The 12,633-nt window shown below is 43.6% G+C and carries 8 protein-coding genes and 1 pseudogene; 5 read left to right on the top strand and 4 right to left on the bottom strand.

The features are described 5' to 3' along the window. Positions 1 to 9: 9 nt before the first annotated feature. Positions 10 to 1,353: a hypothetical protein gene (locus EQY75_RS13540; protein ID WP_129606708.1), complete on the bottom strand. Its 1,344-nt coding sequence runs from the start codon at positions 1,351 to 1,353 to the stop codon at positions 10 to 12. A gap of 5 nt (positions 1,354 to 1,358) precedes the next feature. Beyond that, positions 1,359 to 2,614: pseudogene (locus tag EQY75_RS13535) on the bottom strand (choice-of-anchor B family protein). 75 nt (positions 2,615 to 2,689) lie between these two features. Between EQY75_RS13535 and thiL the strand changes: the two are divergent. Then, complete coding sequence (gene thiL / locus EQY75_RS13530) at positions 2,690 to 3,733, top strand: thiamine-phosphate kinase (RefSeq protein WP_129606706.1); 1,044 nt, start codon at positions 2,690 to 2,692, stop codon at positions 3,731 to 3,733. A gap of 7 nt (positions 3,734 to 3,740) precedes the next feature. Here thiL and EQY75_RS13525 read toward each other — a convergent pair whose 3' ends face one another. Continuing rightward, positions 3,741 to 3,959, bottom strand: a complete 219-nt coding sequence (locus EQY75_RS13525) for a hypothetical protein (RefSeq protein WP_129606704.1) — start codon at positions 3,957 to 3,959, stop codon at positions 3,741 to 3,743. A gap of 252 nt (positions 3,960 to 4,211) precedes the next feature. Here EQY75_RS13525 and brnQ point away from each other — a divergent pair, with 252 nt between their 5' ends. Further along, positions 4,212 to 5,495, top strand: a complete 1,284-nt coding sequence (gene brnQ, locus EQY75_RS13520) for a branched-chain amino acid transport system II carrier protein (RefSeq protein ID WP_129606703.1) — start codon at positions 4,212 to 4,214, stop codon at positions 5,493 to 5,495. Positions 5,496 to 5,513: 18 nt separating this feature from the next. Here brnQ and EQY75_RS13515 read toward each other — a convergent pair whose 3' ends face one another. Further along, on the bottom strand, positions 5,514 to 6,812 hold the full coding sequence (locus EQY75_RS13515) for an aminopeptidase P N-terminal domain-containing protein (RefSeq protein ID WP_129607118.1): 1,299 nt from the start codon (positions 6,810 to 6,812) through the stop codon (positions 5,514 to 5,516). Between the two features lie 108 nt (positions 6,813 to 6,920). Here EQY75_RS13515 and EQY75_RS13510 point away from each other — a divergent pair, with 108 nt between their 5' ends. The 3 genes from EQY75_RS13510 (at position 6,921) to EQY75_RS13500 (ending at position 12,629) form a co-directional block, all read left to right on the top strand. After that, on the top strand, positions 6,921 to 9,770 hold the full coding sequence (locus EQY75_RS13510; RefSeq protein WP_129606700.1) for a beta propeller repeat protein: 2,850 nt from the start codon (positions 6,921 to 6,923) through the stop codon (positions 9,768 to 9,770). Between the two features lie 183 nt (positions 9,771 to 9,953). Further along, positions 9,954 to 10,622, top strand: coding sequence for a succinate dehydrogenase cytochrome b subunit (locus EQY75_RS13505; protein WP_129606698.1), 669 nt, complete (start codon positions 9,954 to 9,956; stop codon positions 10,620 to 10,622). Positions 10,623 to 10,625: 3 nt separating this feature from the next. Continuing rightward, complete coding sequence (locus tag EQY75_RS13500; RefSeq protein ID WP_129606696.1) at positions 10,626 to 12,629, top strand: fumarate reductase/succinate dehydrogenase flavoprotein subunit; 2,004 nt, start codon at positions 10,626 to 10,628, stop codon at positions 12,627 to 12,629. Positions 12,630 to 12,633: the final 4 nt, after the last annotated feature.

Genomic DNA, 12,633 nt, shown 5'->3' with positions numbered 1-12,633 from the left:
GGCGTGCTTTTATTCTATTTTGATCACAACAAGGTCTGTGCCTCCTTTATTTAGCAGAGGGAATAGATCTGTACTGTTGCTCTCTCCAACCACTAAAATTCCCTGATCCTCCGTTTCCAGGGCGTCAAAACCAAATTCCAGATTAGTGCCGCCGTAAGCCTGCTCCCAGATCAATTGTCCCTGAGCATCGATCTTCAGCACCCACAAATCGTTCTCGCCTGCGTTTGTACTGAGGTCCTGGTCTGTACTTTTAGCATTTCCGGCGATCACAAATCCCCCATCGGCCGTTGGACGTATGCTTTCTGCCGCTTCAAAACTGGATCCTCCATAAGTGCGTTCCCAAAGCATATTCCCCTGTGCATCAATCTTAACCACCCAGATTTCCGACTCGCCATGAGATACTGCTACATCGCCATCTGTGCTAATGGTGCTGCCCGTTATGATATAACCCCCGTCTTCTGTTTTTGCAATATCCTGGGCAATATCAATCCCCGAACCCCCGTAGGATTGTTCCCAAACCATTTGACCTTCCGCATCGATTTTTACGACCCAGAAGTCGTACGAACCATTGGGGTCTGAAATATCAAAATCATCGCTTTCTGAAAATCCGGCCATCACATATCCACCTTCATGGGCATTGACGACTGCATGTGCCCTGTCATTGTTTGTCCCTCCGAAATACTCCCGCCATTCCAGTTCTCCTTCATTATTGAGTTGGGTTCCCCAGAATTCTCCTACCCCGTGGCGGGTAAGGGTATAGGACTTCTCTGTGTAGCCGTCGGCTCTTGCCGAGGTAATGTCGAGAAAACCGGTAAAGAATAAAGCGCCACCTTCAGATTCCACCAGGTCGTAGGAATGATCATGGCCTGAAAAACCAAAGCTCTGCTCCCATTCCACATTCCCCTGCGTGTCTAATTTTAAGATCCAGTTATCGTGAAAACCTTCATTATTACTGGCGTCTCCATCGTCGCTCATGGCGTAACCAGTAATCGCAAATCCTCCATCGGAAGTTTCTATTACCGCCTGTCCCCGGTCATCCTTGCTTCCTCCGTAAGTTCTTGACCAAAGTAGTATTCCATCAGCATCTAATCGAACTAACCAGTAGTCGTTTACGTTGGTCGTCTTGCTATCAAGGTCGCCGTCAGTACTGTTTGTATAGCCAAAAATAGCGTAGCCGCCATCCGAAGTGCTGATCACCGAGCGTGGGGTATCATCTCCTGATCCTCCGAATGAAGTAATCCAGGCAACCTCTCCCTTAAATTTGTTGATTTCCAATACAGCATCCGTTGAGTTGTCATCGGAACAACTGAAAAGTGCCAGAAGAACAAAGGCATATATACCCTGCTTAATCATGATTCTCAATTTGAAGCCTGAATGACAAATAATCCGGAGTTGATGTCGTTAACAATGATTTTTCCACTATCAAAATAGGGATAGAGGCTCCAAACACCATTAAATGAAGCACTGTTATTGGAAGGGTAACTATCAAAATATCCAATTTCGTTGATGGTGCCGCTATCGATTGCCGCAATATCAAGGACACGCATACCGGCGGTATAGTTAGAAAGGTAGTAGGTGTTGCCTTTGACATATCCATTATGGTCTATTGCTGCAGTGCTGCCCAAATATGTGGTCAGCAATACCGGGGCGTCCAGATCCAGTAAATCAAAAACAAGTGTCCTGGAATTAAATCCAAAATTGATCTCATCCAATTCATCCCCCAAAATAAAATACCGCTGGTCTTCAGTAAACCAACCCTGGTGAGTATACCCAAGATTTCCGTATTGTATGGATGAAATTGCAGATGGGTTCATTTTGTCTGTTACGTCTGCCACGACCATTTCATTTTCATTGGCCCCTATAAAAATCTCATTCCCTGAATAGTCTGTATCCGGGCCATTGTAAAGTACAACTTGCGCATCGTGAGTGTATCCGTTATCGCCATATCCCCCGCAGCTAACGGATTCATGGGATCTTGTATATCGATGAAATGTACGCCCCCATTGTAGGCATCACCCCTGTCAGTTCCTACGGCATAAGCAAAACCCGTATCCTCATTAATGACGATATTATGAGAGTTTCCAAACCCCGTAAAACGCACGTCTGCAGAAAATGTCACCGGCGGATTATTAACAGAAAGCAAATTTTGCAAATCGAATACCTGCATTCCATGTCCTGCTGCTTCAGCACCAACAAAAGCATAATCCCCATAGACTTTGATATCACGCCATGTACTGGATGTAGTTGCCGTGGGAAGTTTCCCTAAATATATGAGGTTCTCCGAATCTGTAATTTCTACAAAGCCCGTACCGTTATTCAAGCCTACCAGGGCAAACTCACGCCCGGATGTCATGTCTGTCCATCCCCAAACATCATTGCCAGAAGATGCATTCATGGCATTAAGGCTGATGCGTCCTAAAAGATCATATCCACTGCAAGGGTAAGCACCGGCAAATCCATTTTCGCATGGAAAAAAATTGCCTTCTGTAATCTCTGTTTCCTCTTCAGGCGGATCATTTGGTACAATGACATCAATATCGGTATTTGGATCATCGTAATTAGAGCAACCTAAAATCAAAAGAAACGAGAAGAGATATAAGAGCAGATTTTTCATAGCGGAGTTTTCTGGGACAAGTAGATTTTCCTAGTAAAGATACAATTTCTGGGAGATCATGCTTAATTTTGCCGGATGTTAGAAGGAAAAGACAAAGATAAAACACCCTTAGATAAACTCGGGGAATTTGGATTGATCAATCACCTGACCGAGGTATTTACCGTAAAGCAATCTACCACCAAATTCGGTATTGGGGATGACGCCGCGGTTTTGAATTTTGAAGACAAAAATGTTCTTGTCAGTACCGATCAGCTCATAGAAGGCATTCATTTTGACCTGAGCTATATGCCTTTAAAACACCTGGGATATAAGGCTGCAGTAGTGAATCTAAGTGATATCTATGCCATGAATGGAACGGCTTCACAGCTTACGGTATCCCTTGCTGTATCTAACAGGTTTCCCCTGGAAGCCTTGGAGGAACTCTATTCCGGGATCCAATTGGCCTGTGATTTATATCAAGTCGACCTTGTTGGGGGCGATACCACTTCTTCAGACAAGGGCCTTTACATTTCTGTAACGGCCATAGGCCATGTTGATGAGGGTGAGGCAGTCTATAGAAATGGAGCCAGGCCTAATGATTTACTAGTGGTAACCGGTGATCTGGGCGGGGCTTATATGGGGCTTCAGGTGCTACAGCGCGAGAAGGAAGTTTTCAAGGTAAATCCCAATAGCCAGCCGGACCTGGAGCCGTACAGCTATATTGTAGAAAGACAGCTAAAACCTGAGGCCAGAAGAGATATTGTTGCATTATTAAACGACCTGGAAGTAAAACCTACAGCCATGATCGATATCAGTGACGGCCTATCATCTGAAATATTGCATCTCTGTACCAACAGTAAGGTAGGCTGTATGCTGTATGAAGATAAGATCCCTTTAGATCCTACGGTTATTTCTGCCTGTGAAGAGTTTAATTTGGATAGCACTACGGTAGCGCTCAGTGGAGGGGAAGATTACGAATTGCTGTTCACTATTGATCAAAAAGACTTCCCTAAAATAAAGGGCAACCCCAATCTTACTGTCGTGGGGCATATGACAGAAGCAGATCGGGGTGCACACTTAATTTCCAGGAATGAACAAAGCATCCCATTAAAAGCCCAAGGTTGGAATTCCTTTGGCTAAGGGTTGCTCAGGCTACTTGTTGTTCGCCTGCATGTCTTTTCTGATATATGATCTCCAGCGTTTGATTGATATCCTGTAATTCAGGAGTAAGAGTTGAAAGGTTTCCGCTAACATCAGTGGTGACTTCCTTCCCGCAATGGACGCATTTGTATTCCTTAATGTGCTGGGTGACTTTTTTTGACACAGAGTAGTGGTGTCCAAAAATTTGGCAGAATATTTTTTTCATGAAGTAGGTTATTAGGGCGCATGGTAAGGTTGGGGAACCTATGTAATGCAATATTAATTATAGTTGAGCATTCATTAAAAAGGTTACTTCTAACACTTTTAAGAGGAACGTTTACTTCCGAGGATTTATTGGGTGTGCCCCTATATTTTTCGCAATTATTCGATGAACGTCTTCTTTTCCCCTTGAAGTATGCTTATTTTTCTGTTTGCCTCCCCCCCAATTTCTGTTATCTTTCCCATCTAATTTTGTTCCATGCGCCAACTCAGAGAGCTTCTGGTTACCGCTTTTGCTCTATTCTCATTATTCTTTGGAGCCGGAAATTTAATCCTGCCTCCTCAACTTGGATTTAAAGCGGGATCTGATTGGTGGATCGTAGCGATGGGATTTGCACTTTCCGCTGTTTTTATACCTATCCTTGGGATTCGCGCTCATGCAAAGCTGCAGGGAACCATGTTCGATTTTGCCCTTAAAGTTTCCCCTAAGTTCAGTTTGATCTATTGCTTTGTTGTCTACGCTATCTCCATCAGCCTGCCTTCGCCCAGAACAGCTTCTGTGGCACATGAAATGGCCGTCTCAACCTTTTTTGAAATCTCACCGATTACAACGAGTTTTATATACTTCGCCCTGGTATTGATATTTGCATTGAACCGGAATAAGATTCTGGATATCATTGGTAAATTAATGACTCCGGCGATCTTGTTAATCCTCCTGGCAATTATCGGAATTGTCATTTTCGCTGAACCTTTTGATTTTGGAGCTTCCACAATTAAAAACCCGGTGAGTTATGCCATTCTGGAGGGTTACCAGACCTTCGACGCTATAGGGGCAGTTGTGGTTGGTGGAGTAATTATTGTATCCATCAACCTAAAAGGCAGAGGTTCCTACGAAGACAAAAAGAAACTCATAGCCAATGCCGGATGGGTTGCGGGCATTACCTTGTTTTTGGTGTATACGGGTCTGATTATATCTGCTGGTCTAATGCATTCTTCCTTTGATTCTGAGATTAGCAGAACAGACTTGCTACAGCAAATCAGTTTTTATGCTCTGGGCAATACCGGAAAAGGGATTTTTGCAGTTCTTGTAGCTCTTGCCTGTTTTACAACAGCCGTGGGGGTGGTAACGGGTACAGGCGATTTCGTAAAGTCGAGATTTGCCAATTCTCAGAAAGCATACGTAATCACTGTAATTATCGGTTCCATACTTGGGGTTCTTATGGGTCAGATGGAAGTGGGCTATATCATTGACGTTGCCCTCCCTGCCCTTATGTTTATTTATCCTATCACCATAGTGCTGATTGTGCTCAACGTACTTCCAGAAAAATGGACATCTAAGTTGGTGTTCAGAAGTGTTGTGGGAATTACTATCCTGTTTAGTATCCCGGATTTCCTCGGAAGTCTTGCACTTGGATACGATCTTAGTTCATTCAATAATTTCATCCCCTTCAGCTCTGCTCAACTTGGGTGGCTTGTCCCATCCTGTATCACATTGCTGGCTGCTAATTTGTACAGAATCTTGAGATCCAAAAAGACCAAATAGTTAAAATAGGTTCGTCTCCTATTGAGAATCCCGCATCAGGCTTTCAATCTCCTCTGCTTCAATAGGAATGTTCTTCATCAAATTCAACGGTTCTCCTTTTTCCTGAATGACCACATCGTCTTCCAGCCTTATTCCAAAACCTTCGTCGGGGATATAGATTCCGGGTTCTACCGTAAAGACCATATTTGCCTTCATCGGAGATTTTAAAGGTCCGTAGTCATGGGTATCAAGTCCAATATGATGACTTGTGCCGTGCATAAAGTACTTTTTGTACGCAGGCCAGTCCTTGTTTTCGTTTTTCACATCGGCCTTGTCTAAAAGTCCGAGTCCAAGTAATTCTGAAGTCATGATCTTTCCTACTTCTTCGTGGTATTCTGCCCACATGGTTCCGGGCACCAGCATTTTTGTAGCCTCGTTCTTTACCCTCAGAACAGCATCGTATACAGCGCGCTGCCTTTTGTTGAATTTTCCACTTACCGGAATGGTGCGGGTCATATCACTCGAATAATTGGCGTACTCTGCCCCTACATCGAGTAAGATCAGATCCCCCGCCTTGCATTGCTGGTTGTTAACTACGTAATGCAGCACGTTGGCATTATTTCCCGAGGCAATTATTGGGGTATAGGCAAACCCTTTGGAGCGATTTCTGATAAACTCGTGCAGGAATTCGGCCTCCAGTTCGTATTCCCAAACCCCGGGGCTAGTGAATTGAAGTATCCTTCTGAATCCCTTTTCGGTAATTTCACAGGCCATTTGCATAAGGGCTATCTCCTGAGGCTCTTTTATCCCTCTGATTTCCTGTAATATGGGATTGCTCTTTGCTACAGCGTGAGCCGGAAATTTCTCCTTACAACTGATGATAAATCGATCTTCTCGTGTCTGAGTTTCAACAGCCTGCCTGTAGTGTTCATTGGTATTAAAATAGATGGTATCAGCTTCTGTCATCTGTTCGAAAAATACTTTTTCGAAATCACTCAGCCATTGTACATTTTTTATTCCTGATACTTTCGTCCCCTGCTCTTTGGAGAGTTTTTCTCCTTCCCAGACTGCGATATGGTCATTAGTTTCCCGAACAAACAGAATTTCCCTGTTTTCCTCCTTTAACGCATCCGGGAAAAGCAATAAAATGGATTCTTCCTGATCTACTCCACTGAGGTAAAAGATGTCCCTATGCTGTTGAAAGGGCATTGTACTATCTGCGCTAATTGGGTAAACGTCATTAGAATTGAAAACCGCAACACTTTTGGGTTTCATTCTCGACATAAATTTATTTCGATTCGCTACAAAAAGTGAAGCATCTATTGGCTCGTATTTCATCCGTAGTTTGACTTTTTTCAAAAGTAACTATTTAACTGCATATCTTTTGAAGGCTGCTTGTCATAACTCTGCCAAATTCATACCTTCCAAAAAAATCTTTATACTCGCATGAAATTTACTCTTTCCTTTTTTCTCAGTCTGATATCTATTTCTTTGTCCGCTCAACCGGAAGTTACCAAAGCTTCCAAAATTATGGACGGCCTTGCAGAGAAGGAGAAAATGGCTTCTACTTCCCTGGTAAAAAATATTCCATTTGAGAATATTGGCCCGACAGTAATGAGTGGAAGGGTGGTAGATCTGGATGTAAATCCTGACGATCCTTCTGAATTCTATGTGGCTTATGCTTCTGGAGGCTTATGGCACACTTCCAATAATGGCACCTCCTTTACTCCGATTATGGATCAAAGCACTACCCAAAATCTTGGTGATATTGCCGTTGATTGGAAAACCGGAGTGATTTGGGCGGGCACAGGAGAAAACAACAGTTCGCGTTCTTCCTATGCAGGAATAGGCTTGTTGAAATCATCAGATAAGGGTAAGAGCTGGGAACATATGGGATTGCCCGATTCACATCACATCGGAAGAATACACATCAATCCGGCTAACCCTGATGAAGTGGTCGTAGGGATTACCGGGCACCTGTATTCCCCAAATGAGGAACGAGGTGTTTTCAAGACTACAAATGGCGGTAAATCCTGGAAAAAAACACTATTTATCAACTCAGAAACAGGAATTATTGACCTTGCTGTCTCCCCAAACAATTTTAATATTCAATACGCAGCAGCCTGGGACAAAGATCGCAAAGCCTGGAATTTTACCGGTAATGGTGCAGGTTCGGGGATCTACAAAAGTTCGGATGGAGGGGATCGCTGGACCTTGATCTCCAAACCGAATAGTGGTTTCCCCACTGGCGATGGCGTTGGGCGCATTGGCCTGGCTGTCTTTAATGACGACATCGTATACGCAGTACACGACAATCAGTACAGGCGTCCTGAATCTGACAGAGATGACACAAGCGAAGAAGGCTTAACAAAAGATGATTTTAAAACCATGTCAGTTGAGGCCTTCCTAAAACTGAACAATTCTCTACTTGATGATTTTCTCAAGGATAATGACTTCCAGGAAAAATACAAGGCTGAGAACGTCAAAGCCATGGTTAAAGACGGAGCTGTACAACCAAAAGACCTTGCCGCCTATCTAGAAGATGCTAATTCATTACTCTTCGACACCCCTGTTATTGGGGCCGAAGTTTATCGAAGTGATGACGGGGGTATCAGCTGGACAAAACAAAACGAAGACTATATTGACGATCTTTTTTACAGTTATGGTTATTACTTTGCCCAGATCAGAGTAGACCGGAATAATCCGGATAAAATTTATCTGGCCGGGGTACCTTTAATTGCCTCTTCAGACAGGGGAAATACCTATAAAGCGGTAGATGGGGATAATGTGCATGCAGACCATCACGCCCTTTGGATCAATCCCGTAAGGCCTGGTCATCTGATCAATGGAAATGATGGCGGGGTGAATATTTCTTACGATGACGGAGCTCACTGGATCAAAAATAACAGTCCGGAAGTAGGTCAATTTTACGCGATTAACATCGATCATGAAAAGCCTTACAATGTTTATGGTGGCCTCCAGGACAACGGGGTTTGGAAAGGACCTCACAATGCCAAGGAAAGCAGCAGATGGCATCAGACGGGCCACTATCCCTGGACTTCCATAATGGGAGGAGACGGAATGCAGATACAAATAGACAATCGGAATTCCAGTGTGGTTTACACAGGATTTCAATTTGGAAATTATTACCGCCTCGACCTTGACAATAAAAAAAGAACCAAAATACAGCCTAAACACGAACTGGGAGAAAAACCCTATCGGTTTAATTGGCAAACGCCCATACTTCTTTCTCCACACAACCAGGACATCCTCTATCTCGGAGGCAACAAACTGCATCGTTCTCTGAATCAGGGTGACGATTGGGAGGCAATCTCTGATGATTTAACCCAGGGTGGGAAGAAAGGGAATGTAGCCTATGGCACCTTGACGACCATCTCAGAATCACCTTTCAAATTTGGCTTGCTGTACACAGGAAGTGATGATGGCTTGATTCATATGAGCTCAAATGGTGGTGGCAGCTGGAACGTAATTTCCAACTCCCTGCCGCAGGATCTTTGGGTAAGCAGGGTGGCTGCTTCTAAACACAGGAAGGAAAGAGTTTACGCCAGTTTAAATGCTTATCGTTGGGATAATTTTGAACCCTTTATTTACAAGAGTGATGATTACGGTAAAACATGGCAGAGCATCACTTCTAATCTGCCGGCTTCTCCGGTTAACGTGATCCTGGAAGATACAGTCAACGATCAGCTACTGTTTGCGGGAACGGATAACGGCCTTTATGTATCCTTAGATCAGGGGCAGCATTGGGAACTATTTCAGAATGGAATTCCCAATGTAGCAGTACATGACCTCGTGATTCAGCCGGAAGCAAAACACCTGGTCGTCGGCACCCATGGCAGGAGTATCTATAAGGCAGATATTGCCATTCTGCAGCAGATGGATCCGAATAGGTTGTCTCAAGATTTAGTGGTCTTTGATATCCCCGAAATAAAACATTCATTGGGTTGGGGGAATAGCAGGAGCTCCTGGTCGGAACCTAACACACCGGGTATTGATATTGCTTTTTACACGAAAAAGAAGGGTGCGTTTTCAGCTAAGATTTTAACTCAGGACAAGATCGAGGTAAGCACATTTGATCTGGAAGCAGACAAGGGCTTCAACATACTTTCCTATGATGTTGCTTTTTCCAAGCAGGGCAAATCGGACTATCTCAAGAAGTACAAAGTGGAGTTAAAGACTGCTGATGACGGAAAAACATATTTACCCAAAGGCACTTATGAGTTGGTTATCGAAGGAAATGGCAAGGAAGAAAAGCGATCCATTATTTTGGAGTAAATTCCTGAGGCAGACAAGAATTTTGTTTAAATAAAATACCCGATAAGCAGTTCTTTTGACCCTCATTCTTCAACACTGGTTTTTGAATTGACAAAATTCGTTATCCGGGCTAGAAGTATTGTCTGTGAAGTTTGTAATTCAGGGGCTTCTGCCGTAAATTTGTCATTCAAATTCACTAACATAATGAGTAAACTCATCAAGTCTTCCATAGCCAGAAAAATTGTTATGGCACTTTCTGGTATTTTTTTGGTTTTATTCCTTGCCCTGCACTTTACAATCAACTTTACGTCTGTTATCTCCCCAGAGACTTTTAATGAATTTTCTCATTTTATGGGGTATAATCCGATAGTGCAGTTTCTCATGCAACCCATTCTTATTGCAGGAGTAGTCATTCACTTTGTGATGGGCTTTGTCCTCGAGATCCAGAATAACAGAGCGCGAGGTGTTAACTACGTACAGTACAAAGGAAGCGCTAATGCTCCCTGGGTGTCGCGTAATATGATTATCTCCGGGGCAGTTGTGCTTGCATTCCTCGGCTTACATTTTTACGATTTCTGGATTCATGAAATGGCTTACAAATACGTTGAGGTTAATCCTGAAGATCCGACGAGGTACTATGCGGAGACGGTTGAAAAATTTGCTCCTTTCTGGAGGACAGCCTTGTATATTCTCTCTTTTGTACTGCTTTCTCTTCATCTTTGGCACGGCTTTGCCTCTTCATTCCAGACCATGGGTGTCAACAACAAATACACGACTTCCATTAAAGCTTTTACCAAAATCTATGCAGTAGTGATTCCCCTTGGATTTGCTTTTATTGCTCTTTATCACCATTTAAATCCTATAACGCACTAAAATATGGGCATATTAGATTCTAAAGTTCCAAAAGGCCCTCTGGCCGAAAAATGGACCAATCATAAAAATAGTATTGATCTCGTCAATCCCGCGAATAAACGGAATATTGACGTGATCGTTGTCGGTACTGGTTTGGCTGGTGGATCGGCAGCAGCGACCCTGGCCGAATTGGGATACAATGTAAAAACATTCTGTTATCAGGATTCTCCCAGGAGAGCTCATTCCATTGCTGCTCAGGGTGGAATAAATGCCTCTAAGAATTACCAGGGTGATGGTGACAGTGATTATCGTCTTTTCTACGATACCATAAAAGGAGGAGACTACAGATCAAGGGAGGCCAACGTTTACAGATTGGCTGAAGTTTCAACCAATATTATCGACCAATGTGTGGCTCAGGGGGTTCCCTTTGCCAGAGAATACGGTGGCTTGCTTGACAACCGCTCATTTGGAGGTGTGCTGGTTTCCAGGACTTTTTATGCCAAAGGACAAACCGGACAACAATTGCTTTTAGGGGCTTATGCGGCCATGAACAGACAGATTCAGCGAGGAAAGATTCGTTCTTTTACCCGACATGAAATGCTAGACCTGGTTTTAATTGACGGCAAAGCCAGAGGAATTATTGCCAGGAACCTGGTCACAGGGGAAATAGAAAGGCATTCTGCCCATGCTGTGGTCATTGCCTCAGGAGGTTATGGCAACCTCTTTTTCCTCTCTACTTATTGTATGGGGGCCAACGTTATGGCTGCCTGGCGAACGCACCGCAGAGGTGCCTTTTTTGCCAATCCCTGCTTTACTCAGATCCACCCTACATGTATTCCCGTTTCCGGAGATCACCAGTCTAAGCTTACGCTGATGTCAGAATCCTTGAGAAATGATGGTCGAATCTGGGTGCCTAAAAATTTGGATGACGCAAAAGCGATAAGGGAAGGCAAATTAAAGCCGACAGAATTAAAAGAAGAAGACCGGGATTACTATTTGGAAAGAAGATATCCAGCCTTTGGAAATCTGGTTCCAAGGGATGTTGCTTCCCGCGCTGCCAAAGAACGTTGCGATGCCGGTTACGGAGTGAACAAGACAGGAGAGGCAGTGTATCTCGACTTTTCTGCAGCGATTACGAGGTACGGTACTGAAAAAGCATATACTTCTGGTCTAAAAGATCCTGATGCCGATACGGTTCGCCGTTTAGGGGAAGAGATCATTGAATCTAAGTACGGAAACTTGTTCCAGATGTACGAAAAGATCGTAGACCAAAATCCTTATAAAACCCCGATGATGATCTACCCTGCTGTGCATTATACAATGGGAGGCTTATGGGTAGACTACAACCTCCAGACTACCATACCGGGATGTTATTCTGTAGGAGAAAGTAATTTCAGTGATCACGGTGCAAACAGACTTGGAGCTTCAGCTTTAATGCAAGGTTTGGCTGATGGATACTTTGTTCTTCCCTATACAATAGGAGACTACCTGTCTAATGATATCAGAACAGGAAAGATTTCCACTGAGCGTGCTGAGTTTGATGAAGCGGAGAAAGCGGTCAAAGAAAGATTGGAAAAATTGATGTCTGGAAAAGGCCTTCACTCTGTCGATTATTACCACAAAAAACTAGGTAAGATAATGTGGGATAAATGCGGGATGAGCCGAAATGAAAAAGATCTTAAACAAGCTATTTCAGAGATCTCAGCATTGCGGAAGGATTTCTGGGAGAATGTCAAAGTTCCCGGAACGGCCAATTCAAAAAATCAAGAATTGGAAAAAGCAGGTCGAGTAGCAGATTTTCTGGAGATCGGAGAATTATTTGCGAAAGATGCCCTCGAACGCAATGAATCTTGTGGCGGACATTTCCGGGAAGAATATCAAACTCCGGAAGGTGAAGCCTTGCGAGACGATGAAAATTACAAATATGTAGCTGCCTGGGAATACAAGGGTGAGCCTAAGGATGCCAAGCTTCACAAAGAAGAACTGGCATATGAATTCATTGAATTAAAGACACGTTCTTACAAATAAAATG

Source organism: Muriicola soli (genome assembly GCF_004139715.1).
GTDB lineage: Bacteria > Bacteroidota > Bacteroidia > Flavobacteriales > Flavobacteriaceae > Muriicola > Muriicola soli.
Note: the sequence above shows the minus strand (reverse complement) of the source record. Positions and strands in the feature narration are given on the sequence as shown.